Below are 25,044 nucleotides of genomic sequence, written 5' to 3'. Positions count from 1 at the left end.
AACATGGTTCGTGACTACAACCCCTATCTTGGAACGAAGGATGACGTCGCGCGGCAACATATCAAACTTGTTCATAAAGTGGCCCAACGTTACAGGATACTATGCCATAAAATCGGCGTGGATTACGAGGATTTAATGAGCGAGGGCTGCATAGGGTTAATGAAAGCTTTTGACAAGTATGACCCTTCAAAAATCGAAAATGTAGCAAGTTTCTCTACGTATGCGTTCCCTTTAATTTTAGGGGAAATCCGTAGATTTTTACGGGATAAGGTCTTGCCAATTAAAACTTCCAGAAGTTTGTACCAAGTATTTACGAAAATCAAAAGCAACAACTTTGAACATCTGCATCCTTCCGAAATTGCGGAAAGACTATCCTGTTCCGTCAAACTAGCTAAACAAGCTTTGGATTATACGGTAGCAAGCAACTTTGTCTATGTTAATGCGCCACTGCCTGGTCAGGACAAGGAAAGTACCGCATTAAACCTAATACCGACGGTGGAAGATTTCTCAGGTATTTTTGTTCAGGAATTTCTAAATTCCTTGTCAGAAATAGAAAGAGTTACGGCAGACCTGCGGATACGCGGATATACACAACAAGAAATAGGGACAACGCTTAACATATCGCAAGCGCAGGTATCCAGACTACTGAAAAATATTTCCGACAAATTAAAAACTTATATGAAACGTAATGAGGAGGGCGCGGATATGGTAGATAGCACGGAAAAACAGGCATTGACAAAAGAAAAGTACCTGGAATTACGAAAACAGGGGGCAGTTGACCGGGACATTATTAAAACTTATAAAATGTCAGTTGGAAGTTTCTACAAATTAAAGAAAAGTTGGGAACTTACCGAGGAAGAAAAACAAATCGGAGTGCTTGCAAAAAAGCAGGAGCCGCAGGTTTCTGAATCCGACAAACTCGTAAGAACATTGGAACACGATTTTCAAATTGAAATCGAGAAATACAAACAGATGGCTGCAGAGTACCGGGAACAGCTTGATAACGCATTGGAACAAAACAAACTGCTGCGAAAGCTACTCAAAACGTTTTTGTAACGGAGGGAATGACCTTGAAACTTGGCAGCCTATTCGGCACTCCGAAAACTTTAGCCAAAGCCAGGAGTACAGGTTTGGCAGAAACTGTTGATCGGCAGAAGACGTTAGCCAGTACCATGAAAAAGCCGGGGCCAATTCCGGTTCAGTGGCCAAAACCACGAACCCAGGGTCTGAAGGATTATAAACCGATTCTTTCCCTATCCGAGTTGGAGTCCTACCTAGACCGATGCGAACATACCGGATTGGCAGGATTCGACTGGGAAACGACAGCCAGCGAAGAAACAAGAATATGGTACGCGGCATTGAGCGACGAAGAAAAAGACGCGAACAGGGAAACGTTTTTAAAAAGCCCGCTTGACCCTTGGCGGGGGGAGATTTGTACAGTATCCATCTCCGCGTACCCGGACGAGGCTCGCGTAATTCCTATCAGCCATAAAAAGGGGAAAGTGTTCGAAGCGCACCTGGATCGGCACATGGCCCGAAAGATGGTATTGGATACGTTAGATCGAAAACTGTTTCGTAATCCAAAAATCACGAAGATTGCTGTCAATCTGGCATTTGAAGCGAAATACGCGGCAAAATACGCAAAATATATCCTGCCGCCGGTGGCCGACCCCCTCATGATGTGGGTACGTTGCCTGCAGGTGACGGCGCCGCACAGGATTCAAGATCCGAAAAAGCCGTTTAAGGGTCTAGGTTTGAAACCTATGACCAAAAAACTTTTTGGTGTCGAGATGAACGAATTTACGAAACTACTGAAGAAGTATCAGGTAGATTTTTTCGACGAAATTGACGCCAGCCAAGACGACGGACTGCTTTACAGCGCGGAGGATGCGGATTATGCGGTTCAGCATTATCTGTATTGGGATGAAGTAGCCAAGCAGATCGAACTGCCGGCGGATTGCCCAAATCGCACGTATAGCGAGTGGCTGCATGCTATTGAAATGCCGTTTACCCGGGTGATTGGCCTTATGGAATACTGGGGCATGGCATGGGATACAGAACTTGCAGAAATCAAGCGCCAAGAAGCGGAGTTGGCACAGGAACAGGCCGCGCTTGAGATTCAAAACATTGCACGTGAGTACTGCGGTATTGAAGTCGATACCGGGAAGTCCGGGAAAACCAATGACGTGAAGCATCTCATATTCGACGTAATGAAGCTGCCGGCGGCTAAGTGGAGCGAAAAGACCGGTAACCCGAGTCTGGACGAAGAGGCCATTATTGACATGAAATTCATACTGGAAAACAAGCTGGTAAGCCTGGACGAAGAAAAATACTTGGCTGTGCAGCTACCGGAGAATTGGGAAGAGATTGACCCGGAAACTGATCCCTATTTGGAAAAGGACACGCGGATGGGCATTCGGATCGCAAAGCGGAAACCGCATCCGTACCGGGACGCAGGAATAAGACTTTTGGATCAACTACAAAAGATCCAAAAGTACACAACGCTGCTTTCGGCTCACATAGACGGAAGGGCTAAACACCTTCATCCTGTCAGCGGACGCATTCATGCGGAATATGGACCGTGGACCGAAACGGGGCGGCTATCCAGCCGAAACCCGAACGGTCAGAATGTTCCCCGTACCGACAATGACGAATTCAAAATCCGAAACTTTTATATTCCGCGCCCCGGAAAGATTCTGTTTTTCATCGACTTTTCCGGTTTCGAACTCCGGCTTATGGCTTGGAGATCCGGAGATTCTGTTATGACGGAAATATTTAGAACCGGCGGAGATATCCACCGGAAAACAGCGGCGACGCTGACCGGAAAACCGGAGGAAGAAGTCACGAAAGAGGAGCGAACGGACGCAAAGCCGGGTAACTTTGGAATTTCCTACGGTGGTACGGAGTACTCCCTGCAGAAAACAATTAAAACCGACTACGGCAAACGCATGACGTTGGAACAATGCGCGGCGATAGTAAAAGCGGTCAAGAATTCGTATCCTGGAATCCCCAAGTATCAAAGAGAAATCGCGTTGTATGCTAGGGAAAAAGGTTGGGTGCATACGATTTACGGGTATATCCGTATGCTTCCGGGAATCAACAGCACGCATGAAGGAACCAGGAAAAGCGCGGAGCGCCAGGCTGCGAATACGCCGATTCAAGGAAGCGCTGCGGACATTATGAAACGTGCGCAAAATGCGGTATATGACGAGATTGGACGGGGGACAGGGGCGCTTCAGCATGGTGTAACCGATATGATCGCACAAATCCATGACGAGATCATTTTTGAAATAGACGACGACCCGGACGTAGTAGAAGCCGCGTACCGATGGATCAAGGCAGAAATGGAGAAAGCCCCCATTCCAGGCTTTCCGGTACCTATCGAAGCGGAGGCGTCGGTCGGGTACCGTTGGGGGGAGAAGATGAGCGTAGAGGAGTGGTTAGAACAGAAGCATTTAGAAAAATAGAGTTATTGACAAAGGGGAGTGTACACAATATGCAGTTTACCAGAGAAATCATCGTTGACAACTTCGCTGGCGGGGGCGGAGCCAGTACCGGCATCGAGCTGGCAACCGGCAGCCCTGTCGACATCGCGATCAATCACGACCCGGCCGCGATCGCCATGCACCGGGCCAACCACCCCGCAACCAAACACTACTGCGAAAGTGTTTGGGACGTCGATCCGCGGGAAGTGACGCGGGGCCGCATGAGCTTTTTGCGGCGCAAGGATTCCCGCCGGGGTACATCATAGATCGGGATAATGAAGGTAACCGTTTCAGCAAGTCAGAGCAGGTCGCCAAATGTGGGAATTCCGTTCCACCGCCGTTTGCCGAAGCTCTGGTCCGGGCGAATATGCCAGAATTATGTATTGAATACGAATTTTTATTAAGTAACTGCTGATTTTTATGCCTTTCAATTGTCGAATTTTGTCGAAAAAAATTTAAACGGAGGTTTGAAATGGGGATTAAACAGAAAAGCAGACGGCCTCCAAAACCACTAAAAGAGCAGATCGTAGTGGGATTTTTTGAAGTAGAACCGTATGAACGGAAAAACGGATACAACCCTTTACAGGCTATTTGGGTCCTGAGCAAATACAGGCGGGATCGGGGCGGGGTACGGAATCCATACCATCATCCCTGCAGCGCCTGGTATTACGAATTGGAGCAAGCACTCTTCCGGAAATGGAGGTAAGAAATGAACAAAATCGCGGCGGCGATTCTGACAGCCGCTTTACTAATACCAATCTGGGGGGCTGGATATGGAACAAAAGCGCAGCCTACAGGAAAAGAAACTGGAAAAACGAAGGAAGGCGGAACGTATGAGTACTTCGGAACTTCAAGGCTTGGCAGACTTGTCTTTGGAACTGGAACAAGCGAAACGGGAATCGGAACGGTACCAAAGGGCATACACGGACCTGAAAAAAGACTACACCGAAATGGACAACAATTGGCTGACCGCAAAGAAAACGGTATGGAAAAACTTTCTTCTGGGAGCGGCAGCCGGGGCACTGATCGGGATTACGATTGCGGCGTATATCGCCATGACCTTGGCAGCTTCGAAATAACGGCCTATACAGCGGGGCATGAGTCTACACAGAAAAAATTGGGGCAACCCGGTTATGGAATTACGGCAACCGGCACGCGTGCTGCCGAGGGACGGACAATCGCCGCCGACTGGAGCGTGTTACCGCCGGGAACGGTTGTCGAAATCGACGGACTTCCCGGGAGGTACGTGGTTGAAGATCGGGGAGGCGGAGTCCGGGGGCGGCATATCGACTTTTATATGACGGACTTAGAGCGGGCTTTAAAATGGGGCCGCCAGAAACGAAATATAACGGTAATTGAATGGGGGAACAACCAATGATACAAGCGAACGAAAGAGATGTTACGGAAATCGTGATACGGTATTCGGACGGCATGGAAAGGATTATAAGTCAGGGATTTGTTGGGCAGCTTCACGGAGATAAAATGAACATTGAATTTGCCCATATGAGCGGAGAAGACGTACAAACCGTCATGTTTGCGCTGCTCCAAATCGCTGCACGCGTCATCCCGACTGAAATGTTGGAAGAGTAGGGACGGATTTTATGCTTGCTAACGAAGAAAAACAATCCGTGCTAAAACTACTGGAAGACGTGCTTACCGACTTATTAGGAAATAAGTTGCAAAGTCTTATGGTTATCGGGGTTGACACCGACGGTTATATACGGCTGGCATGGGCCGGAATTGAAGATATTGGGCGGTACGACGAAATGGTTTCAGTAGCCTACGAAGCTATCGTGTTGGGGATCGAGAACGAAGCAGAAGAATCTGTACATTAAATTTTTTCAAGTAGACAATTAAGGTTTTTATGTATACAAGGGGCTGATAAGCGAATGAAAATCAGCGAAGCCATCTTATACGCGATTCGGGAATCAGGCGGAAGTGTCCGGCATACGCAGTTCCAGGAGTGGGTCGGTCAGCTACTGCAGGCAGGGTATGTATCTTTGCAACTTGTAACAGGTCCGGGAAGCCAGTATAAACAACTGCGCTATTTTCTGACGGAAAAAGGGCGGGTGTATTTGGAGCGGAGGGGGTTGTAATAAAAGCCCCATATCGGGGCTTTTATCTTTTACTTTCGGACCAGGCATATAAAGCAAGGAGTACGAAGCCAATACCTCCTACCACAATAAACGGCTTAAGAAAATCTAATACTGATGCTAGAAAATACAAGCCTAAACAGAAAATAAGCAAACCAAAAATCCCGACTGCGACTAATACCCATGTTTCGTATTCTTCGTACATCCCTACTGCTTTAAAAACAGTAACTGAACCAAGTACTGAGCACAACAACCAAGAAACAAGACTCCATAATACGGGTTTAAAATACCCTGCAGGGATATTGGACAGAAAATCAAAATACCCGGAGTCAGGTACCTTAACGCTTTGCATGAGCCAAACAGTATAGATAGAAATAATTATTGTTACCGCATACAGAGGCCAGTAGAACCTGTTTTTGCTTAAAAAAGCAAACAGTTTCAGAAAAAATTGAAAACGGGAACGTGAGCGGTAACGAGAATAACTCATGTAAATCCTCCTTAAAATTTTATTATCTGAAATTATATAAAACCATGTTGAAGCATGTCAAATGTTGTGAATTTCATGGGGAATAACGACGAGATTACAATAGGAGGTCTCAAAGATGGCAATCAGGCCGAAAATAGGTGAGCGAGTCGGACTTCATGTATGGAGGGGAAGTCATGAAATTCCAGATCCTCCACCTAGACCTTGGACAGGAACCGTAATCAACATCCGGAATGGAGTGCGGCGGAAGTTTTATGAGATAAAACGAGATCACGATGGTAAAGTTTGCCATTATTGCAGTTATGACTTGTACAGGCTGGAAAGGAAGATGAGGAATGACAGATCGCATAAAAGAGATTCGTGAACGATTGGAGAAAATTTCGCCTGGGCCGTGGCACGCACACATTTGCGAGACAGGTTCGGAGGTTGTATCGGATGAAGGGTGGGTTTGTCAACTTTGGGATATACATGAAGAGCCTATGGAAAACCACGTTTGCAACGCCGACTTCATCGCCCACGCCCCGGAGGACATTTCCTTTCTGCTGGCAGAAGTTGAGCGATTACAAACCGCCATCAAAGCGCTGCGAGAAGAAAATGAACGCCTGAACGAACGCCGAAAGGGGTATGACGCAACACCGAAAACGAAAAACGGAGTAATCGGAAGCTACAGCGAGTAAAAAAGAGTTTCTAAACTAAGTAAAAGTTACTCGTATAATCGACTATTTTGCCCGAAAATGGCGAAATTTGAGGAGCGGAAAAAAATATATAAGGCTTTCGGAAAAGGGGGGTAGTACCCCCCTAATTGAAATCGTTCCAGCGTGAAAAAATACTATAGTACCCCCAAAGAAAAAATATACCCTTATATATTATAATATATTATTATAATATTATATAATTATTATTATTTATATATAGTATTTATTATTAATAATACTATATAGTATTATTAATAAAGGGAAGATATCTACGGAGGTACTGAGAGATGAGCGCGGTGTCTAAACGAGTTGTCCGGTACTGGCTGGAGAATTGGCACGCAATTGTTGTTGGGGACAGATTGGAAGGGGCCTCATTGAACAGTGGGCCAAGACCCGTAGACGGGGTTACGTCTTGGCATTTGAACAAAATCATGCTGGAGGATGCCGTTAACAGGCTGCCATCGAGGGAAAAGGCTTGCGTTTATGCTAGGTGGGTGTATCGGATGCCATTGCGGGAGGCGTTGCGGAGGTTGAATATTTCGAAGGACACGTATTATAATAGCTGTGATAAAGCTGTGGCTCTGATTTGTGATCGGATTAACGGCACGACGGTTAACATGCAGCGGTTGTTGGAGAAGATCGGGCAGGAAACAGGTGGACTTGACAAAACACCCGAATTTGAAGTATCTTAAGAGTAAGATAAAATCAGTGTGTATACATAAGGGCGGACGCGATTTTAAAAGCGTTACGCCCTTTTTTGGAGTCGTCGCGCATTTACCTCTGCGAAGCTTTAAAGGTTTAACGCGGTAAAGCGAAACAATTTCACATACTATACAATATGCGAACAGTTTTGCTATAATCTATACAATATAATGCGGTCTAATGGACTCATTATCTTGAAAAAATCTGTTCGCATATTGGAGTGGTTTTCGTGTTGGCTGAATACCTGCAAATGCTGCAGGCCACGGGAAAAAGCGAAAGGACTATTGCTACACGCGAAGTTCAACTGAAAAAATTTTTGTCTTGGCTTGGTGACGAAACCGGATCCAGTGATCCATTAACGATTACGTCTATTGATGCCGCCCGTTACAGGCGTTATTTGCAGGAGCAAGGGAGGAAGCCGAATACGGTAAACACGGCTTTGTCTGCAATTTTTGCGTTTTGCCAGTGGCTGCATGACGAGGGGCGCTTGCCGCATAATCCGGTTCGAGGTGTAGAGAGGGTCGAAACAGTGCAAACCGCCCCGCGTGGCCTGAACAAAAACGAACAGCACCGCCTGATCCGTACCGCGTTATCACTGAAAAATAAACGGGACGGCGTGATCATTTTGACGTTACTGGGAACGGGGATGCGGGTGTCTGAATTGGTGAACCTAGTTCCTGAAGATGTGCAGATCGGTGAAAGAAGTGGAGCTATAACGATCCGATTAGGAAAAGGGAACAAGTACCGTGTTGTACCGATTCAGAAGGACTTGCGAAAGGCCCTCAGCGAGTACATTGTCAATGAACGATCTTACGGCCAGTATCTGTTTGAAGGACAGCGGGGACCTAAACTTACACCGCGTGCGGTGCAGTTGATTTGTGAGAAAGTCGGGGAAAAAGCTAAAATACACGGTTTGACGCCGCACGTACTGCGGCATACGATGGCGCATAACTTGTTGCAAGCAGGTGTTAGTCTGGATCGTGTTTCCATGATCCTGGGCCATGCGAATCTGAATACAACGTCAATCTATACGCGGCCCAGTTTGGACGACCTTCAGGAATCTATTGATAAACTGGCGTTCTTTTAGTCGGCACCCTGAATGAGTGCTTTTGTCATTTCCAGATCAAGCTAGGGAGTGAGGTGAAAAGCATTGTCTGACAACGAATTTTTTGACGAAGAGTTCCTGAATGAACTGAAGAGTATGGATCCTGCTAAACGGGAAGAAGAAATTTACACTACGGTAGCCGATTACGACGAAGCGCTGGCACAGGCGCTGGTAGAATCAGCGAAGCAGGAACTGGAAGTGAAGAAAAAGAGAGCACGGACCTACCTAAACTCCGAAATCCCGGTTCGCCCCTGCACTGGCAGCTGTCCGCACCGTCCTCGGTGCAAAGATTTCCTGGTTGGGAGGGTTCAGGATAAAGACCTGTGCAAACCCGAACTTCGTCAGATCAAAAAATGGCAAGTCGCTTTCCGAAAAGGCGACTTGGACAGTTTGAAAGATGACGTTGGGACAGTAGCAGGATCGATGGCCGTTCAGATAAGTCGGCTGTTGGAGGCTGTCATTCAGGACGGAGCGGTCGTGGAAACGACGAAATTCACCGCTAGCGGTAAGCCATACACAGAGAAGATGGCGCACCCTGCGCTGCAGCAGGCCGCCAACATCATGAAGACCCTAGGAATTGACCTGGGGTCTTTTCTTATGACGCCGAAGGCTGCGAAAGATGCAGGCCCGCAGGTGCAGGTGAATGTCGGCGTGTCGGCGGAAGAGGTTCACGCCCGTTTTGCGGCGCGGTACAGTCAGAGGAAGCAGGATGATTCATGAAAAGAGGACCGACGATCATAACCAAGAAAGAATTGACGCCGGAAGTGTTGGCCGACGCGCTGGCAACAGAAAGCGGGTATATCGAACTGCTTTCCGATCCGCCGGTTGAATTTGATGACTACCAACGGGAATTCCTTGAGTCGATTGAGCGGTTCCAGATATGGCTGAAAGGTCGGCAGCTTGGGCTGTCTTTTGCGTCTGCTGCGCGGGCGTTAGCAAGGAGTCAAAACCTGGATGATTACACTTGCATTATAGCCTCCTACAAGCTAGACGATTCGAAAGAGAAGATCCGGTATGCAAAGCAGCTGTACGATGCGCTTCCGGACTCTTACAAAAAGCGCAAATTGGTAGACAATCAAACATCCCTTGAGTTCGTCAGCAAGTCAGGGCGGCAGTCAACCGGTACCCGAATCATAGCACAAGGTAAAGGACCGATCCGGGGGAAAGGTTCGAACAACGTCCTGGACATCATACTGGATGAATTTGCGTTCTTTGGCTCATGGGACAGTACCGTTTACACGTCGGCTGTACCGGTTCTTACCCGTGTAAAGCACGGTTCGCTTACGATCCTCAGCACACCGCTGGGGAAGGTGGGTAAGTTCTACGAGATTTGGACAGAGGAACGCAAGTTCCGTAATTACAAACGCAGGATGATTCGCTGGTGGGACTTTTCCCTGCTTTGTAAAGACGTAGTACGGGCCAGGGTGGAGGCCCCGCATATGCACACACTGCTGCGGGTCGAAGAATTCGGTACCGAGCAGTTGCATGAGTTGTTCAACGCAATGGACCTTGAGTCGTTCCAGCAGGAGTTTGAATGTGCGTTTCTGGATGATTCTACGTCCTACTTCCCGCTTAATATGGTTTATGCCTGCGTAATGGAGGACGAGGCAGATGACGGAGCACAATCCGAACAGGACCGGCTGATGGCCGGCGACTTTTCTGAACTGCGCCAAAAAGTAAAAGGTCGGTTGGGTGCCGGGTATGACGTGGGTCGCCGACGGGATGCGTCTGAGTTGGTCAGCCTGGACGATACAGGCAACGGCAAGATCCTACGGCACCTGGGAACCTACAAGCAATCAGATTTTGACTTGCAGGAAAAGGAGCTTGACCGATATCTTAAGACAGTGAAACCGGTCAGGCTTTGTATCGACGAAACTGGACTTGGGATGGATCTGGCTGAACGACTTAAAAAGAAACACCGGGGGCAAGTGGAGCCGATTCCCTTTACCAACGCTACGAAAGAAGCAATGGCAATCGCGCTTCACAAAGAGTTCGAACGGGGCCGGGCTGGTATCCTGATTCCTAATGATCGGGATTTGATCAGTCAGATCGTGGCAATCAAGCGGGAGGTCACCAGCACCGGGGCGTTCCGCTACTCTGTGGAGCGAAACGAGAAGCACCATGGCGATAAGTTTTGGGCGCTGGCGCTTGCAAACTGGGCGCTATCTTCCCGGAAAAAGCAGGCGAAAGTCCAGACATTACGCAGGGGAATGAGGTGATCACATGGCGCGAAACCTGCAGCTATTTCCGACACTGGCCTATAAGTTTGACGACGGAATGGATTACCAGTACCTGGGCCGTGAAGGACTACAGTTGGTTAACAAGTTGATCGAGTGGTACAGGTACTACGATGGCAAGCATTGGGTGGACGAATTCGGAAACGAACTTACGCCGGACAGGCTGAGGGCAATCAACAATCTGGATTACAAGCCGACAATGCTTACGGCAAACCTGACCGCGTGGTTCATTGATCGACTGGCGGCGTTTATGTTCGAGCGACCCATCGGCCTAGCTTGTCACCCGGAGCAGGTGGACGACCTGGCGGAAATGGCGAAAACCGACTACCAGCCAAGTACCGGCCAGATCGAAGCAAATGAAAAGGCGGCGGCCCGGGAACGGCTGCTTTATAAAGTGATCAAGCAAAATCTCCTGCACGAAAAGCTGATCAGGGCGGCCACCGATTATCATATTGCTGGGTCGGTTTGCGCTAAGCTGCATTACGACGCGGATTGGGGCCTGCGGATCATCTGGCGCCCCCGTCTGGAGTTCTGGCCGATCTATGATCCCGACGATGTGGATGTGTTGAAAAAAATTCACTTTGTGGCTTTTATCGACGACAATACCATCTGGAAACAGACCTACGAGATGAAAGACGGCTCCTGCTGGATGGAAGAGGGACATTACGACACGATGCTCCAGTTGAAAAAGTGGGTCGTGGAGCCAATGGACACGGGGCTGCCGTTTATTCCGGTGGAAATTTTTCAGCGCGGCGGGCTGACCGGGGAAACGGAAGGGCGTTCACTGGTGGAGACCCTGGCCGGTTTGAATGACGAGATCAACCGAAAGATCAGTGATAACGCGGATTCCCTGCGATTCGGGATGTTTGCTTTGAAAGTGATTTTGAACGCCGTACTCCCGTCGGAAGAGGAAATAAAGGCGGGGACGGCGCAACCCCTGCAAGTCGCTCCGAATGCATTGTGGGCGCTGCAAGGGGATAGCGCAACACCAGCCGATGTAAAGACTATTGAAAACAAGTTTGAATACACGGAAACGCTCAAGCAGCACCTTGAGACGTTGCTCCAGATGATGCACCGGTTGGCAAACGTGCCGGAGATTTCCCCGGATAAGATTTCGGGGCTTGGCAGCGTGAGCGGGTTTGCCTTGCGGATTCTACATGGTCCGATCATCTCCGCGACAAACAAGAACATGACGACATGGGTTCCCCGGTTGCAGCGGCTTTTCGGGAAAGCGTTGTACATGCTCCATCATTACGATTCGAAAAAGCATTACGACGTTGGCCTATTGAATAAAGCGGCGCTTGGGGAGTTGAAAGTAGGCGATCTGGACGATGTTGTAACCGTGATCCCGGAAATGCCGCTCCCGACAAACAAGTCAGAAGAGATAGACCAGCAAATCAAGATGGTTTCGACCATGCTCCAATCGATTAAGGGCGCAATGGATGTTTTGGGAATCGAGAACCCTGAACAGAAGCTTGCGGAGCTTCTGCAGGAAAAAATCACGATCAGCGAGGCGCTGGGCGGGGTTCCGGATATCCCGGCAAATGATACCGGGGGCGGCGCTCAATGACGGATTTGAACAAGAAACTGATCGCCCTGATCAACCGCCTTTCCCAAGAGCGCGAACGCCGGGAAAAGAAGCTGGCTGCCGATCTGATTCGGATTTATGAGCAGGCCCGGAAAGACCTGTATGTCCGTTTCATGGAGTCGCAGGGAAACAAGGATTCTCTGCAGCTGCAGTACATTGAAAGCATCCTCCGCGACCTGGAAAACAAAATCCGGTACTACACCGACCTTTCCGCTGAAATTCGTCAGGAAGCCGTCGACGACGCTTTTCTGATGGGGAAGGATCTGGGAGCCAAGATGCTGGAGGCAGGGGGCGTAAATCTTGCGTCTATTTCAGGCATGGGGATGGTAAATAAGGGGCTGGTCGAAGCCTTGGTAGGCAACATCCCGAAACTGGCCGGAAGGGTGGAAAGCCAGGTGTTGTTTCGGATTCGTGACGAATTGACGCGGGGGGCGATACTTGGCGAGAGTATTCCCAAACTGGCCAAACGGATCTTGGGTACCGGACTCACACAGGACGGTCTCAAAAAGCCGTTCCCGAGTATCGAGGCAAGGGCGGCGACGATCGCAAGAACCGAAATTATCAAAGCCAGCGACGCCGGGTATGAAGATTTGGCCGTAAAAGCCCAGCAGGTGATCGGGAAAGAGATTTTCGACGCTTGGATTACGGCGGGGGATGGCCGGGTAGAACCGGAATGTCAGGCGATAGCCCGCGGTTCCGATCCACGTTTCCAAAGTATCCGGGGGTACCCGGGTGTTTACAGGCGCGACAGCGGACCGAGGCCTGTTATCCATACGCACCCGAATTGCAGATGTCGGAGGATTCCGTTTTTGAAGTCCTGGGCGGAAAGCGGAGCGCTGAACCTGAAAGATCTCAAAGGGGATCGCGGCTTCGGCTTGATCACGCGAGAAAACAGCGAGATTCCCGAAAAGAAACTGCTGGATTACTCCCTGAACAAGGACCACCCGAAAGGCGGACCGAAAGCGGTGGCGTTGGAAAAGCACTGGGGTATAATAAAGAAAACTACCAACAGTTGGTAGATGCTGTTTACAAAGAATTGGACAATTATCCAGCGGTTGAGAAAAAACAGAACGCTTACGGCAGAAACTTCGAAGTGCTGATGACTTTGACCGGCTTGAACGGCAAAAAAGCGAAGGTTATTACTGGATGGTTTCTGAAAAATGGCGCTACCAAATACGTTCTGACCAACGTCTACATTACGAGGAAGGGGTGATGAATTTGGAGATTGGCGAATCGGATGTTGTTAAGCTAACGGATGGCCGGGAAGGGACGGTCCTTTTGGTTTTTCCGGGTCCGGACTACCTAATCGAGTTTCCCGATCCGGAAGAAGAGTTTGTACAAGAAGTGATTCGGTACGATCAAATTGAAAAAGTGGTGTGGAGAGCACCGAGACATTGAGAACCGCCTTTTGCGAAAAGCGAGGGCGGTTTTTTCATGCCCAGAACGTGCGGAAGGCGTTAAAAGCTGCATGGAAGATGCCGACGGGCTTACGGAGGTTGATGATCGATGTTTTTCAATCGTTTTAAGTTCAATCCATTTCTGAACACTGACACGCCTGCTGGGGGTGGGGGAACCAATAACGGAGGAGGTGCCCCTCAGCCTGGAAACAACGGCGGGCAGCCGGAAAAAACGTTCACGCAGGCCGACGTGGATCGGATCGTAGCCGAACGGTTGGCGCGGGAACGGGAAAAATACGCCGGATTCGATGATTTGAAGAAGAAGGCGGAAGAATGGGAGAAGTTCCAGGAAAGCCAAAAGACGGAACTTCAAAAAGCGCAGGACGCGGCAAAAAAAGCCGAAGAGGAGCGCCAAAAAGCGCTTGCGGCTGCTAATGATCGCTTGGTCAACGCAGAAATCAAGGTTTTCGCCGCACAGGCAGGCTTTGCCGATCCGTCTGACGCGGTGGCCCTGGTGGATCGCTCCGGTATTAAAGTGGACGATCAGGGTAACGTTTCCGGGGTCAAAGAGGCGGTAGAGGCGCTGGCGAAGGCTAAACCGCATCTGCTGGGACAACAGAAGCCGGCGGGCAGTCCGGGAAGCCCCGGGAACGGGGGGAAACCGGATGGAGGAACCGATGGGCAGGGCGCAATCGGAAAGAAACTGGCCGAGCGCGTGACCAAAGCCGCAAAGGATGTCGTAGGTGCCCAACAACATTATTTCAAGTAACGGGAGGAATGACGAATGTCCAAATTTAAAGTGACCAATTACACGGGAACAAAAGAAATTTTGAAATTTCCCGATCACTACGTAGCAGTGGCCGTCACGGTGAATGACACCGGGATTGTGGCCAACTCAGACGGGAAGAAGATTGTACCGGCTGGAACCATCGTCGGGGGTGTAGGCGGGGCAACACTTGCAGACGACACGAAACCGGTCGAGAAGAAAAATACCCAGGGGGCCGTTTCCGGGAGTCCAGGGGCCGGGGTGGATGCCGAAGGTGTCCTTCTCTATGACGTGGATGTGACCCACGGGAAGGCTCCCGGAGCTATGATCATCCACGGATTCATTGACACAAATAAACTTCCGGAAGCGCCCGTAGCCGACGCGAAAGCGGCACTCAAGGGCGTTTTCTTTATTGACTAAGAAGGAGGCGTGAAGGACTATGAACATTTTTGACCTTGTAACTGCAAAAGAAATCGCAACCTACTACACAAACACGGCATCCAATCGGATCCCGTTTCTGGGCGCAACGCTGTTCCCGGCCAGAAAGCAACTGGGGTTGGATCTGTCCTGGATCAAGGGCGCGAAAGGGCTGCCTGTGGCACTGAAACCCGCCGCCTTCGATACGAAAGCGACGGTACGTGATCGGATTGGTATCAGCAAGATTGAAACCGAGATGCCGTTCTTCCGCGAGGCGATGCGGATTGGTGAAAAGGACCGCCAAGAGCTAAACAAGGTGGCCGCTTCCGCCAATCAGGCGCTGGTGGAGCCGATCATCAACCGGATTTTCGATGACGTGACTGCTTTGGTGGACGGTGCGGAAGTGCAAGCGGAACGCATGCGGATGCAACTGCTTTCAACCGGCAAAATTTCGATCACGGCAAACCGGATCAATTACGACTATGATTACCAGATGCCGGCCAATCACAAAGAAACCTTACTGGGGACGGCCAAATGGTCAGATACGACCAATTCCGACCCGGTGACGGATATTCAGCGTTGGCAGGATCGGGTCGAAGAGGATACAGGTACCCGCCCGGACCGTGCGATCTGTACCCGGAAAACCTGGGGGTATCTCCTGAAGAATCAAAAAATCAGGCTGGACATGAATCCTACAGGCGGCCAGAACATCATCATGACGGACACCATGCTGCAGCAGTATCTCTCTACAAAGCTCGGCTTGAGCGTCGCTGTATACAACAAGAAATTCACCAACGAAGCCGGCGCAACCCTGCTGTTCTTCCCGGATGATGTATTCACCCTGATCCCGTCCGGAACGTTGGGGAACACCTATTACGGAACCACCCCGGAAGAGTCGGACCTGATGAGCGGGGCAACCAAAGCGCAGGTTGAAATCGTCAATACCGGCGTAGCGGTGACCACCGTGAAAGAAGAACACCCGGTCAACGTCATGACGATTGTTTCCGCAATTGAAATGCCCAGTTTCGAGACTATCGACAGCATCTTTATCGCAACTGTACACAGCTAATAGCAGGGGATGACGAACCCCTGCTATTAGCTGAATGAAAGGAGAGGATGAGCGTGGCAAAAACGGCAACCGTGAAAGTGAAGGCCAACACCCCGGTAAAAGTCCATGACACCCCTTACGGCATCGGAGACATATTCGAGGTCGAAAAGGACTTGTACGAAGAAAACAAAGGCCTGTTTGAATTGATCAAGGAGGAAAAATCCGATGGCGGATCTGGCGACGCTAAAGGCAAGACTGGCGAGAAGGATTCCGAATAGGACGGGCAGCGAACTGACGGACTGGATTACAGAGGCCGCGGCGGATCACGGGTACAGTTCCGTGGCGGATATCCCAGCTGGTAAGGAAACGGCCATCGTCTGCTATGCGGAATGGTTTGGTCTGAAGGTCCTGGCATCCTCAACAGCGGAAAACGCCGCCCTAAGCCTGAAGGGAGTCAGTATCAACAAAACAAGTGCCAGCGGAAACTATCGGGAACTGCTGAAAGAAGCTTGGAACGCTTACAAACGAGAAGCCTTAAAAGCTGGATTTAAAGCCATCGGAGGCGGGACGGTTTCCGCTGCGTCCGTAGTACGGAAGGATGGTCGCTGATGTCGCTCATCAATCAAAGGGATATTGAATCGATAAAATCGGCGCTGGATGAACTGGCCCCCTATACAGAGGAACCGATCCTTTACCGGAAGTTTACCGGGATCATTCCCGGTGATCCGGTACTCGGTACATCGGATATGCCGAATTATACGGATATATCCATGTCCGCTATGGTTCGGGAGCTTTCCATCGAAGAGGTAACGGTATCGGGCGGTACCTATGTGATGGGAGATCTGGAGTTTACCATTCGAACAACGACGGTCCCGTCTTACGAAGACCGCATTGTTTACGGTGGAGTCACCTACAAACCCAAAAGCATCCAACACCAGTATCTGGGGGAAGTGCTCTGGTACGAAGTCAGGGCTGGGAAACAATGAACAAGCTATTTGAGATCGACTTCACAAGAACGGAAGAGATCCGGAAGTGGGCCGAGCAACAGGCCAAACTCCTGCAGCAGAACGTGGAAACGGCGGTCGCCAACACGGTCCTGCTTGGGGTTGCCAGAATCGCCAACGATGCACCGGTAGACACCGGGAGGCTTCGGGCGAGTATTGCTGGAGAATTCGCTGATCTTGCTGGGGTGTCGTTGGAAGGCGGCAGTCAGGAAATTGCGGAAGGGAAAAGGTTGAGCGTAACCGGATTCAATGGGCTGGAAGGCCGGATCGGTACCAACGTGGAGTATGCGCTGTACCAAGAATACGGATGGACACCTACCGGCCCACGTAAACTGACACCCAGACAGTTACGCTACCTGTTCGCTGTCGGGATACTCGAAAGCAAAAACGGTCGAGTGATGCCCAGCAATATTCACGTTCGGATCAACCGCCGTGCTGGGATCGTATGGAGGGTCAAGGGAAAGGGATTTTTCCGTCGGAATATCCCCATCATTCAGCGCCACTTCAATCAAGTGATGCAGGAAGCGATTCAAGCTACGGCAGAAGGCCGCCTGCTTCGGAAAGGGGAGTGAAAAAGCATGGACAATACCATGGTCACCATCGGCAAGTATATCACGGACAATTATGCGGTTTTCGGATTGGCCGCGGCATCTGATCTGAAATTGATCGAAAAACCGCAAACCCAAATTCCGAACGGCGCAAAATGGTTGATCATGCTGGCTATGCGGACCATGCCAGACACCACCCGAGGCGTCCCCTTCGGCAACCTGCTAGCTTCCGGTGTGAAGGGCGAAAGATTTTTGACCGTCGTGGAATTTGAATGCAAGACTACGGCCCCTGACCCAACGAAGGATTTCTACTGGAACACGGCCCGGCAGTTCCGCGACAAGGTGTTCCATGCACTGGCCGGGCCTAATCGCAACGGCCTGGTCATTCCACGCAAGGACTGGACGGACCCGACTAACCCGATCCACGTCGGAGAGATATGGTTCGAAGTCAACCCACCTAATTCGCCGCTGGAAGATCCGATCGAGGACCCAAATAATCCGAGCATGAAGTCGATCTTCCTGACCTATAACGTTCATTGGTGGCGACCGGTAACGTGAAAGGAGGTTCAATATGGAACCGTTCATCTTGTCGTGCTCCTGCGGGAAGCGCGATTTTGTTTTTGCGGAAAAACCGCATAGGCAGGTTGTGGTGAAATGCCCGGAATGTGGGCAGGAAACCGAATTTGACCCTGAAAAGCCCAAACGGGCGAAAAAAGAGGAGGCGAGTGAATAATGGCATTGCGTCAAAATAAAAACTCAAAACTGTTTCTAATTGGAGGGCCCTTTGCTTGGGGGGAGATTCCCGGAGTGCAGGCGTTTGGTTACGACCCCCAGCGCAAAGTGGAGAGGCGGGGAATCAATACCTTCTTTGGTGACGGACCCGTCGCAATCACAGACAACTTTGAAGGCGTGACTGGTTCCTTTGACGTTGAGGGAACTGACGGGGAAAAAGCGGTGCTTGCGTATACGAGCCGTCAGCCGTTAACATCGTTTGTCAGTTATCACCCCAGCAACAACATGCCTGTGTTTATCGTGGCGAAAAACTTTGACGACGACGGCGTAACGCCGATCGGTTGCGATTTTATCGACACCGCCAAGATCGGAACCATGAAACGCGGTGTGATTACCGGGTCCGCTCAATTCCCGTTTGAAGCGCTGCGATACAAGGAAGTTTTTGACAAGGAGATCATTATTCAGGAGTTTACTGGCAACGCGACCCCGGTAACGGCCTTGACCCTTAGTTCTCCAGCTGCCGCGCTGCAGGATAAAAACGGAGGTACTTACTACGCCCTTGCGGTCCTGAAACAAACGCAAGGAAGCACCGCGGTCAAGCGGCTGCAGAAAGCGGCAACGGCGTCGGCTGGCTACTTTTCGGAGACCAGTTCGGCGATCACGCTGGCCACTGACGACGGTCTGGGGGCCAACGACAAAGCGCTTGTGATTTATGTCAAGGAGTAGGAGGCTAACCCATGGCGGAGTTAACACCTGAAATGATTACGAGGCGGCTGGAGACAGTCGCCTCAGGTACGTATTCGCCGGAAATACCCGGGTTACCCGGCCTAACGTTCATCAAAATGACGCTGAAAGAACGAGGGGCTTCCAGCCGGGCGTACAGTTCGAAATTAAAAGAATTGATGACCGCCGGCGGATACTTCAACGAGGCGCTTTTGCCTTCTGCGCTGGAAAAAGCCTGCTGGGAAGCGGGTCTGGATATTGGTGTCCTACAAAAACAGCGGGAAATCCTCAAACGGTTCTACGACTCCATTCCGGCGGACCTGCAAGGGCCGATCGACCAACTGACTGATGAAGAAGTGGCACTTCTTTCTCCTGATAAACGGGAGGAACGGGAAAAAGCCATGGAGGAACGCGGGAAACGAATTATGGAATTCATGGCTGGTTTCTACACCGAAGATGATTACCGCATTATGGAGCAGGCCAAACAGATTGAAGCTTTGGAGCAACATTTGCGGGCCAATACCGCCGAACACCGGGCGCGGGAGTACCAAATGCAGATGGAGATTCTGCTGTGTGCCCGCAAATCCGAAAATCTGGGGGAACCGTATTTCTCTTCTATCGAAGAAATCGCGGATCTGGAGGATACAAATAGGAATGCGTTGGTTCAGCTATATCTCAAATGGAAACAGTTCAAAGAAGGACTGAACCCACAATTTTTTCGTACCAATCATCCTTCGGTGCAGTGAGTGGTCTGAAACTTTCCGAAGCGCCGGTGAGAATACCGATTCCCTCTTTCCGGGACCGGTATGCGAATGGACGGCGGATCAAAGGCGGCTGGTGACGATTACGAAAGAGTATACAAACGCCTTACAGGCTACTGCGATTCGTCAGCACGATCCACCGGGTGAGCATATTCTTGGCGACTATCGCAGGTTCCGGGACTGGTGGGACGTGTACAGCAAAGACCCGGAGGGAACACAAAATCCGTATACCCGATACACAAAAGGGTTCAGGAAATTCTGACACGGGAGGTGGTGAAATCGTGTCGGAAGCAGTTTTGCAGGCGAAGATAAGGGCGTTTGACGAGTTTACGGCAGTCTTTAACAGGTTCCAGCAGGAATTGCGGAAGACCGACCAGGCGCAGAAGCAGACCGCGCAGGGAATGGAAAGCCTCAACCGGTATACAGGTGCATTCCTGCAAACGCTGGGGAATTTGGGAGCGCTGTACGCCTTCCAGCGGGGACTAACCGACGTTTTGCAAACGGGCCGGGAATTCGAACTTACCATCCGGCAGGCGCAGGCGGTAACAGGAGATTTTTCCAGCCAACTCCGTGACATGGCAATGGCTCAGAAAGGCGGCAATCTGGACACCAAAGGGCCGATTGAAACCGCAAAGGCATATCGTGAACTGGGGCAGGCAGGAGCAACAACGAACGAGATTGTGGCGGCTACTCCTGACATTATGGAATTTGCGACTGCTGCAATCCTTGACATGGACGATGCCGCTTACGCTGTTTTGTCAACGGCCAAGTCGTTTAATATCGAATTGACAAAAAGCGGCCAAATCGTGGACGCATTTACGGAGGCCATGAATGAGGGCGCTCTGTCCGGAAAGGATTTTCAATGGATTATGTCTTCTGCCGGATCCGTAGCCAAAATGGCCGGGCAGGACTTCCGCGAGATTCTTGCCGTCGGGTCGGCCATGCGGGACGCTGGACAACAGGCGCAAGATGCCGGCACCAGCATCAAGTCCGCTTTGATGGCCCTCATGAATCCCAGTGATGAAGCGAAGAAAACAATGGAATTGCTTGGGGTTCAAATTTACGACGCGTCCGGGAAGATGAAACAATGGTCGGAGATCGTGGCAGCGTTCGAAGAAAAACTGGCCCCCTTTAACGAACAGAGCAGGAACCTGATCCTGACGACGATTTTCGGTTCGGATGGTATCCGGGCTATGGCGACCAGTTTAAACAAAGGAAGCCAGGCTTTGGCGGAAATGACCGCGCAGCTAAAAACGGCGGACGGTGCGACACACAAAATGGCTTCCGCTATGGCGGATACGTTTGACGGTGCGATCAAAAGGACAAATGCCAGCCTGGAAAGAACGAAGGTTCTCTTGTTTGAAGATCTGGCGGATAGTTCTGTCGGAGCACTAAACGTTATTAACCTGATGATAAACGGCTTTAACTCACTGGACGAGAACGCCAGAAAGCTGATTGAAGTACTCGTTGGTGGAGCGGGCCTTGCGCTGGCAATCATGTCCGTCATTAGGCTGCTGCAAACAATGGGCATAACCATGGCGGCCGTCACAGCATTTTTTTCAGGGCCTGTTGGATGGGTGGCGGCGCTTACAGGTGGGCTGGTTGCCTTAACCGGGGCCGTAGTGACCTATAAAGGGTACCAGGCACAGGCGAACCAGGAATTACGTGAATCCATCCGTACCAATCTGGACCAAGCAAAAAGCATTGAAACATTACTTGCAAAATACGAAGAACTTGCAAATAAAACGAACCTAACGCAGTTCGAACAGGATCAACTGAAGAAAATCGTAAGGGAACTGACCGACGCAGTGCCCTCTGCGGTAACCGGGTTTGATACTCTCGGACAAGCTATTACGAATGTCGGGGTAGCAAGTGAAGAAGCAAAAAGAAAGATTGCCGAACTGCGGGCGGAAGCTGTTCGGAATGCGGAACTCAACGCCCAAATTGCACAAGCGCAGATTCCGGATTTGGAACGAAGGAAAGCCGAGGCTGAACAACGGAGAAACCAGTTGCAAGCCTATATGGCAGCAGGAAACTACTGGGGCGCTTATATGGATGCTGACGGCGGCCTAAAAGGCTGGCGTCAGCTTACTGGTGTATTCAAAGACGACAAAGAGATTGCGGCCGAAGTTGCGCAATTGGCAAAAAATGCCCGTGACGAATTCGAAGCTGTTAACAAAGAACTGACAGAAGCCCAAAAGGCGATTGAGTTAGCAAACAAATTGAAAGCCGGGGATTATTCGGCTGCATACCCTGCAGCTGGGGGTCAGCAGGCGACAATCATTGGGACTGGGACAAGAACTTTTTCAGGAGTTCCCACATCAAAAAAAAACGAAGCAGCGAGTGTTGCGAAAACATACGTTGAGGATCTTACAGCGGCTCTTTACCCTTATCGGGCGGCAACCGAAGAAGCGGCCAATGCGGTTGCGATTCTGAGCACAAAGGAACAGTATTTTTCCCAATCTTTGCAGTCAGGCCTTGGAACTGTTCATGACGCTATCGAACTGAACAAAGTCCGTACCGATCAACTGTATGCTCTTTCCGAGCAGCAGGAAAAACTCCATCAGCAGGCGGAAGCGGAACGGGCTGCGTTGGCGATCCTGCGGGAAAAGTATGAAGCGGCCAATGACCCTGAGATTGCAAAAGAGTACCGGCAAGAGATTGAAAATCTCACCCAAAGCATTAACCAGTTAGGGCAGAACTGGTGGAAAGCGGAACAACAAAAACTGACCATTATGTCTGCTATCAAGCAGGAAGAACAAAAGCGGTACGATGATGCCTACCAAAACGCCATGGGACTGATGCGCCATGAAGTGAATATGGCCCGGATGAGCACGGAGCAGCAAATCGAATACTTGACCAGGCTCCGTAATGCCCATGAGTGGACAGCACAACAAATTCGTTCCATTGATGAGGACCTATTCCGGCTCCGCAAACAGCAGTTAAGTACCTATATGGACAGCCTAGAAGCGGAGTACAAATCCAAGCTGGAAGCCATTGAAACGGAGACGGAAAAGCAGACCAAAAAGATTCAGCAGCAAATAGATGAACTGGACGCCGAGCAGGCAAGGGACGACCGTTCCGAGGCTGAACGAAATCATACCGAAAAACTGAACGAACTTGCCCAAAAGCGGCTGGAAATCGAGCGGAAAACGAACGAAGAAATCCAAAGACGAAATGAAGAAACAGACAAAAAGCTGAAAAAGCTGCTGGAGCAACGCCGGTACCATGAACTAAGAACCGGAACCGAACATCAAAAAGCGATCAAGGATCTGGATGAACAAATTGATGAACTGCAGGAAGAGAAACGGCAACAGGACCTGAAGTCACAGGAAGAGCACAATAAAGCGATTTCTGACCTTGATAAAGAAGAAGCGGAAGAGCGCCGGGCATGGGAACGGCAGCAACAGGACTGGATACGCGAGGATAAAAAGCAGGCGCTGCAAAAGCAGTTGGAAGATGCCAGGAAAGCCGGAGAAGAAGAACGCAAACGCCTGGAATCACACTACAAACAAGTGGTGGACCTGGTGAACAAAGGCGCTGGAGACACGATAGCCGCTCTCGCCGCGAAAAACCCGGAATTCATGGAGACGGGGAAAAACTGGATCAAAAGCCTCATGGATGGTATTTCGCTGATGGAACCTGAATTCAAGGCAAAGATTCAGCAAGTATCATCCATGATAGACGGCTATGAAAGTTCCTCTCCGACAATGCCGGGATCAGGTTCCGACAACCCGCTATATACGATTTCTCCGGGTCAATACGAACTGATCAATGACCGTGCAGCCATGCGAAGCAGAGAACTGGCAAATCTGCTGGGCGGTCTGTCTGTTGTATGGGATGACGCTACACAGACTGTAAAAATAGGCGGCAAGACATTTACACCTTTAAAAGAGGAAAACGGTGTTTCTTACGTTTCGATCCGTGATGTCGCAGAGAGATTAGGTTACCAAGTCGGGTATGACGAACAAACCGAAGCAGTGAAGATTTACAGGCAATTTGCCGAAGGCGGATTAGTGACGGGAAAACGCCCTGTTTTCGCGGAAATCGGGGAAAAAGGCTACCCCGAAGTGGTGGCGCCGCTTCATATGTTCCAGCCGATGCTAAATCAGGCGGTTGCCAATTCGTTGGCCAGGGCTTCTAACGATGCACCTTTGCTGGAACGGATTGCGGACCGGATCGAAAGAGCAGTCGAAAACCTGAAAGTCAACTTCGACAAACTGGTTCATATTGAGCATTTTGAAAGCGAGAGGGAAACGGATATCCATATTTTGAGCAGTCAGCTTGCTGGCTTGATTAAGGTAAAGGGGTGAGGATTTTGGCCTTGCATTTTTATTTTGACGCCGGAAAGACGAACATGATCAGCGAAGGAACCAACGCCAACCCAGATACGGTCACGGGTTCCGGGGCAACCGGGTTTATGGACGAGAAGGCAATCTACGTCGGAAACGACTCGGCAACCAAGCGATACGAAACGGTCACCGTAACTGCGATCAACGACGACGCTAATGTAGATATTCAGTATGCGCTTGATAACGCCGGTTCGCCGGGCACATACGCCGACTCTATCACTTTGCCGAATATCCCGGCAGCGGGGCAGGCGGGCGACGTAGTGAAAATCTGGCGCAAGGTGATCGTGGCGGCGAGGCAGACTTCGCAGAGTCGAACCAATATCAAGCATCGCGTTTCCGCTCAGGAATATGCGGTCTAGGGGGTGTAGGGCATGCTATCTCCTTTGGCACAGGCAATTGACGTTTCCATTCCGTCCGGGGTCGAAACTACAATCTGTTCCTGGACTTCGGACGGGGTTCAGAAAATTGCATTCTGGAACGGGCTGGGGAGCTATCCCGCCCGTTTTCGTTTGTATATCAATGGGCAATATCATTCTGGATTCGTGACCAACGAAACCGAGCGAACGGCGTACATTCCCGTCTCGCCTGGCACCGTACCGGTGGGGCAGGTGGTGGAGTTGAAAGTCTATCACGAGGCAGGCAGCAACCAAACTTTTGACGGGTCTATTTGCCCGACAGGGACGTAGGAGGCGGTATAGATGGCACTTTGGAACGGGCCGGGAATAACTCCGGCAAAGCACAAATCCAGTCATGCGGCGGGTGGGAGTGATCCACTTACTCCTGCAGATATTGGCGCCATACCTCTAATAGACAAAGGAGCAGCGAACGGCGTGGCCACGCTGGACGGAAGCGGAACGATCCCGGATGCGCAGATACCCGCGAGCATCACGCGGGATACAGAATTGGC

The 25,044-nt window shown here is 50.4% G+C and carries 30 protein-coding genes and 2 pseudogenes; 31 read left to right on the top strand and 1 reads right to left on the bottom strand.

Features of this window, described 5'->3' with window-relative positions; genetic code table 11:
- Window positions 1-3: 3 nt before the first annotated feature.
- The 8 genes and pseudogenes from AC4ED1_RS13895 (at window position 4) to AC4ED1_RS13860 (ending at window position 5,581) form a co-directional block, all read left to right on the top strand.
- Window positions 4-1,056, top strand: coding sequence for a sigma-70 family RNA polymerase sigma factor (locus AC4ED1_RS13895; RefSeq protein WP_490939606.1), 1,053 nt, complete (start codon window positions 4-6; stop codon window positions 1,054-1,056).
- Between the two features lie 8 nt (window positions 1,057-1,064).
- Entirely contained in the window at window positions 1,065-3,467 is a 2,403-nt protein-coding gene (locus AC4ED1_RS13890; RefSeq protein ID WP_490939604.1) for a bifunctional 3'-5' exonuclease/DNA polymerase, read from the top strand.
- Between the two features lie 29 nt (window positions 3,468-3,496).
- Window positions 3,497-3,706 (top strand): annotated as a pseudogene (locus tag AC4ED1_RS13885) (DNA cytosine methyltransferase); the annotation flags it as partial.
- Window positions 3,707-4,258: 552 nt separating this feature from the next.
- Window positions 4,259-4,564, top strand: coding sequence for a hypothetical protein (locus AC4ED1_RS13880; protein WP_490939602.1), 306 nt, complete (start codon window positions 4,259-4,261; stop codon window positions 4,562-4,564).
- Window positions 4,471-4,863 carry a 3D domain-containing protein gene (locus AC4ED1_RS13875; protein WP_490939600.1) on the top strand — a complete coding sequence of 131 codons (393 nt, stop codon included), beginning with the start codon at window positions 4,471-4,473 and terminating at the stop codon, window positions 4,861-4,863. Before AC4ED1_RS13880 ends, AC4ED1_RS13875 begins: the two co-directional genes overlap by 94 nt.
- Complete coding sequence (locus AC4ED1_RS13870; protein ID WP_490939598.1) at window positions 4,860-5,075, top strand: hypothetical protein; 216 nt, start codon at window positions 4,860-4,862, stop codon at window positions 5,073-5,075. The genes AC4ED1_RS13875 and AC4ED1_RS13870 overlap by 4 nt, the downstream gene beginning before the upstream one ends.
- 11 nt (window positions 5,076-5,086) lie before the next feature.
- Window positions 5,087-5,320 carry a hypothetical protein gene (locus tag AC4ED1_RS13865; protein ID WP_490939596.1) on the top strand — a complete coding sequence of 78 codons (234 nt, stop codon included), beginning with the start codon at window positions 5,087-5,089 and terminating at the stop codon, window positions 5,318-5,320.
- A gap of 54 nt (window positions 5,321-5,374) precedes the next feature.
- Window positions 5,375-5,581, top strand: a complete 207-nt coding sequence (locus AC4ED1_RS13860) for a hypothetical protein (protein ID WP_490939594.1) — start codon at window positions 5,375-5,377, stop codon at window positions 5,579-5,581.
- A 22-nt stretch (window positions 5,582-5,603) separates the two neighbouring features.
- Here AC4ED1_RS13860 and AC4ED1_RS13855 read toward each other — a convergent pair whose 3' ends face one another.
- Window positions 5,604-6,065 carry a hypothetical protein gene (locus AC4ED1_RS13855; protein ID WP_490939592.1) on the bottom strand — a complete coding sequence of 154 codons (462 nt, stop codon included), beginning with the start codon at window positions 6,063-6,065 and terminating at the stop codon, window positions 5,604-5,606.
- 332 nt (window positions 6,066-6,397) lie between these two features.
- Here AC4ED1_RS13855 and AC4ED1_RS13850 point away from each other — a divergent pair, with 332 nt between their 5' ends.
- The 23 genes and pseudogenes from AC4ED1_RS13850 to AC4ED1_RS13740 form a co-directional block, all read left to right on the top strand.
- Window positions 6,398-6,739 carry an ead/Ea22-like family protein gene (locus tag AC4ED1_RS13850; RefSeq protein ID WP_490939590.1) on the top strand — a complete coding sequence of 114 codons (342 nt, stop codon included), beginning with the start codon at window positions 6,398-6,400 and terminating at the stop codon, window positions 6,737-6,739.
- A gap of 949 nt (window positions 6,740-7,688) precedes the next feature.
- Window positions 7,689-8,546, top strand: coding sequence for a tyrosine-type recombinase/integrase (locus AC4ED1_RS13845; protein WP_490939588.1), 858 nt, complete (start codon window positions 7,689-7,691; stop codon window positions 8,544-8,546).
- 63 nt (window positions 8,547-8,609) lie between these two features.
- Window positions 8,610-9,284: a hypothetical protein gene (locus tag AC4ED1_RS13840; protein WP_490939586.1), complete on the top strand. Its 675-nt coding sequence runs from the start codon at window positions 8,610-8,612 to the stop codon at window positions 9,282-9,284.
- Window positions 9,281-10,783, top strand: coding sequence for a phage terminase large subunit family protein (locus AC4ED1_RS13835; protein ID WP_490939584.1), 1,503 nt, complete (start codon window positions 9,281-9,283; stop codon window positions 10,781-10,783). The genes AC4ED1_RS13840 and AC4ED1_RS13835 overlap by 4 nt, the downstream gene beginning before the upstream one ends.
- A 4-nt stretch (window positions 10,784-10,787) precedes the next feature.
- A complete protein-coding gene (locus tag AC4ED1_RS13830; protein ID WP_490939582.1) occupies window positions 10,788-12,371 on the top strand; it encodes a phage portal protein in 1,584 nt (527 codons plus the stop codon).
- Complete coding sequence (locus tag AC4ED1_RS13825; protein WP_490939580.1) at window positions 12,368-13,408, top strand: putative phage head morphogenesis protein; 1,041 nt, start codon at window positions 12,368-12,370, stop codon at window positions 13,406-13,408. Before AC4ED1_RS13830 ends, AC4ED1_RS13825 begins: the two co-directional genes overlap by 4 nt.
- Complete coding sequence (locus AC4ED1_RS13820) at window positions 13,402-13,602, top strand: hypothetical protein (RefSeq protein ID WP_490939578.1); 201 nt, start codon at window positions 13,402-13,404, stop codon at window positions 13,600-13,602. Before AC4ED1_RS13825 ends, AC4ED1_RS13820 begins: the two co-directional genes overlap by 7 nt.
- Entirely contained in the window at window positions 13,602-13,787 is a 186-nt protein-coding gene (locus AC4ED1_RS13815) for a hypothetical protein (protein WP_490939577.1), read from the top strand. The genes AC4ED1_RS13820 and AC4ED1_RS13815 overlap by 1 nt, the downstream gene beginning before the upstream one ends.
- A gap of 108 nt (window positions 13,788-13,895) precedes the next feature.
- On the top strand, window positions 13,896-14,555 hold the full coding sequence (locus AC4ED1_RS13810) for a phage scaffolding protein (RefSeq protein WP_490939575.1): 660 nt from the start codon (window positions 13,896-13,898) through the stop codon (window positions 14,553-14,555).
- 15 nt (window positions 14,556-14,570) lie between these two features.
- The gene (locus AC4ED1_RS13805; RefSeq protein ID WP_490939573.1) at window positions 14,571-14,972 is read left to right on the top strand and encodes a hypothetical protein; all 402 of its coding nucleotides are present in this window, start codon (window positions 14,571-14,573) and stop codon (window positions 14,970-14,972) included.
- A 19-nt stretch (window positions 14,973-14,991) separates the two neighbouring features.
- Window positions 14,992-16,038 (top strand): major capsid protein, encoded by a 1,047-nt coding sequence (locus AC4ED1_RS13800; RefSeq protein ID WP_490939571.1) that lies wholly within the window; start codon window positions 14,992-14,994, stop codon window positions 16,036-16,038.
- A gap of 53 nt (window positions 16,039-16,091) precedes the next feature.
- Window positions 16,092-16,295 (top strand): hypothetical protein, encoded by a 204-nt coding sequence (locus AC4ED1_RS13795; RefSeq protein ID WP_490939569.1) that lies wholly within the window; start codon window positions 16,092-16,094, stop codon window positions 16,293-16,295.
- Window positions 16,243-16,626, top strand: a complete 384-nt coding sequence (locus AC4ED1_RS13790) for a hypothetical protein (RefSeq protein ID WP_490939567.1) — start codon at window positions 16,243-16,245, stop codon at window positions 16,624-16,626. Before AC4ED1_RS13795 ends, AC4ED1_RS13790 begins: the two co-directional genes overlap by 53 nt.
- Window positions 16,626-17,003 carry a head-tail adaptor protein gene (locus tag AC4ED1_RS13785; RefSeq protein WP_490939565.1) on the top strand — a complete coding sequence of 126 codons (378 nt, stop codon included), beginning with the start codon at window positions 16,626-16,628 and terminating at the stop codon, window positions 17,001-17,003. Before AC4ED1_RS13790 ends, AC4ED1_RS13785 begins: the two co-directional genes overlap by 1 nt.
- Window positions 17,000-17,593: an HK97 gp10 family phage protein gene (locus AC4ED1_RS13780; RefSeq protein WP_490939563.1), complete on the top strand. Its 594-nt coding sequence runs from the start codon at window positions 17,000-17,002 to the stop codon at window positions 17,591-17,593. Before AC4ED1_RS13785 ends, AC4ED1_RS13780 begins: the two co-directional genes overlap by 4 nt.
- 6 nt (window positions 17,594-17,599) lie before the next feature.
- Window positions 17,600-18,127, top strand: a complete 528-nt coding sequence (locus AC4ED1_RS13775; protein ID WP_490939561.1) for a hypothetical protein — start codon at window positions 17,600-17,602, stop codon at window positions 18,125-18,127.
- A gap of 13 nt (window positions 18,128-18,140) precedes the next feature.
- Entirely contained in the window at window positions 18,141-18,302 is a 162-nt protein-coding gene (locus AC4ED1_RS13770) for a hypothetical protein (protein WP_490939559.1), read from the top strand.
- The gene (locus AC4ED1_RS13765; protein ID WP_490939558.1) at window positions 18,302-19,027 is read left to right on the top strand and encodes a hypothetical protein; all 726 of its coding nucleotides are present in this window, start codon (window positions 18,302-18,304) and stop codon (window positions 19,025-19,027) included. Before AC4ED1_RS13770 ends, AC4ED1_RS13765 begins: the two co-directional genes overlap by 1 nt.
- A gap of 11 nt (window positions 19,028-19,038) precedes the next feature.
- Window positions 19,039-19,770 carry a hypothetical protein gene (locus tag AC4ED1_RS13760; protein ID WP_490939557.1) on the top strand — a complete coding sequence of 244 codons (732 nt, stop codon included), beginning with the start codon at window positions 19,039-19,041 and terminating at the stop codon, window positions 19,768-19,770.
- A gap of 296 nt (window positions 19,771-20,066) precedes the next feature.
- On the top strand, window positions 20,067-24,098 hold the full coding sequence (locus AC4ED1_RS13755; protein WP_490939555.1) for a phage tail tape measure protein: 4,032 nt from the start codon (window positions 20,067-20,069) through the stop codon (window positions 24,096-24,098).
- A gap of 5 nt (window positions 24,099-24,103) precedes the next feature.
- Window positions 24,104-24,496 (top strand): hypothetical protein, encoded by a 393-nt coding sequence (locus tag AC4ED1_RS13750; protein WP_490939554.1) that lies wholly within the window; start codon window positions 24,104-24,106, stop codon window positions 24,494-24,496.
- Between the two features lie 12 nt (window positions 24,497-24,508).
- On the top strand, window positions 24,509-24,823 hold the full coding sequence (locus tag AC4ED1_RS13745) for a hypothetical protein (RefSeq protein ID WP_490939552.1): 315 nt from the start codon (window positions 24,509-24,511) through the stop codon (window positions 24,821-24,823).
- 12 nt (window positions 24,824-24,835) lie between these two features.
- Window positions 24,836-25,044 (top strand): annotated as a pseudogene (locus tag AC4ED1_RS13740) (hypothetical protein); the annotation flags it as partial.

The organism is Effusibacillus sp. SKA8, from assembly GCF_058273125.1.
The sequence above is the reverse complement of the archived record's forward strand: the minus strand, read 5'-3'. Positions and strand labels throughout refer to the sequence as shown.

Coding starts and splice junctions, on each gene's coding strand:
- AC4ED1_RS13895 (WP_490939606.1), top strand. CDS start 4: ATGGTTCGTGACTACAACCCCTATCTTGGAACGAAGGATGACGTCGCG.
- AC4ED1_RS13890 (WP_490939604.1), top strand. CDS start 1,065: ATGACCTTGAAACTTGGCAGCCTATTCGGCACTCCGAAAACTTTAGCC.
- AC4ED1_RS13880 (WP_490939602.1), top strand. CDS start 4,259: ATGGAACAAAAGCGCAGCCTACAGGAAAAGAAACTGGAAAAACGAAGG.
- AC4ED1_RS13875 (WP_490939600.1), top strand. CDS start 4,471: ATGGAAAAACTTTCTTCTGGGAGCGGCAGCCGGGGCACTGATCGGGAT.
- AC4ED1_RS13870 (WP_490939598.1), top strand. CDS start 4,860: ATGATACAAGCGAACGAAAGAGATGTTACGGAAATCGTGATACGGTAT.
- AC4ED1_RS13865 (WP_490939596.1), top strand. CDS start 5,087: ATGCTTGCTAACGAAGAAAAACAATCCGTGCTAAAACTACTGGAAGAC.
- AC4ED1_RS13860 (WP_490939594.1), top strand. CDS start 5,375: ATGAAAATCAGCGAAGCCATCTTATACGCGATTCGGGAATCAGGCGGA.
- AC4ED1_RS13855 (WP_490939592.1), bottom strand. CDS start 6,065: ATGAGTTATTCTCGTTACCGCTCACGTTCCCGTTTTCAATTTTTTCTG.
- AC4ED1_RS13850 (WP_490939590.1), top strand. CDS start 6,398: ATGACAGATCGCATAAAAGAGATTCGTGAACGATTGGAGAAAATTTCG.
- AC4ED1_RS13835 (WP_490939584.1), top strand. CDS start 9,281: ATGAAAAGAGGACCGACGATCATAACCAAGAAAGAATTGACGCCGGAA.
- AC4ED1_RS13830 (WP_490939582.1), top strand. CDS start 10,788: ATGGCGCGAAACCTGCAGCTATTTCCGACACTGGCCTATAAGTTTGAC.
- AC4ED1_RS13825 (WP_490939580.1), top strand. CDS start 12,368: ATGACGGATTTGAACAAGAAACTGATCGCCCTGATCAACCGCCTTTCC.
- AC4ED1_RS13815 (WP_490939577.1), top strand. CDS start 13,602: ATGAATTTGGAGATTGGCGAATCGGATGTTGTTAAGCTAACGGATGGC.
- AC4ED1_RS13810 (WP_490939575.1), top strand. CDS start 13,896: ATGTTTTTCAATCGTTTTAAGTTCAATCCATTTCTGAACACTGACACG.
- AC4ED1_RS13805 (WP_490939573.1), top strand. CDS start 14,571: ATGTCCAAATTTAAAGTGACCAATTACACGGGAACAAAAGAAATTTTG.
- AC4ED1_RS13800 (WP_490939571.1), top strand. CDS start 14,992: ATGAACATTTTTGACCTTGTAACTGCAAAAGAAATCGCAACCTACTAC.
- AC4ED1_RS13790 (WP_490939567.1), top strand. CDS start 16,243: ATGGCGGATCTGGCGACGCTAAAGGCAAGACTGGCGAGAAGGATTCCG.
- AC4ED1_RS13785 (WP_490939565.1), top strand. CDS start 16,626: ATGTCGCTCATCAATCAAAGGGATATTGAATCGATAAAATCGGCGCTG.
- AC4ED1_RS13780 (WP_490939563.1), top strand. CDS start 17,000: ATGAACAAGCTATTTGAGATCGACTTCACAAGAACGGAAGAGATCCGG.
- AC4ED1_RS13775 (WP_490939561.1), top strand. CDS start 17,600: ATGGACAATACCATGGTCACCATCGGCAAGTATATCACGGACAATTAT.
- AC4ED1_RS13770 (WP_490939559.1), top strand. CDS start 18,141: ATGGAACCGTTCATCTTGTCGTGCTCCTGCGGGAAGCGCGATTTTGTT.
- AC4ED1_RS13765 (WP_490939558.1), top strand. CDS start 18,302: ATGGCATTGCGTCAAAATAAAAACTCAAAACTGTTTCTAATTGGAGGG.
- AC4ED1_RS13760 (WP_490939557.1), top strand. CDS start 19,039: ATGGCGGAGTTAACACCTGAAATGATTACGAGGCGGCTGGAGACAGTC.
- AC4ED1_RS13745 (WP_490939552.1), top strand. CDS start 24,509: ATGCTATCTCCTTTGGCACAGGCAATTGACGTTTCCATTCCGTCCGGG.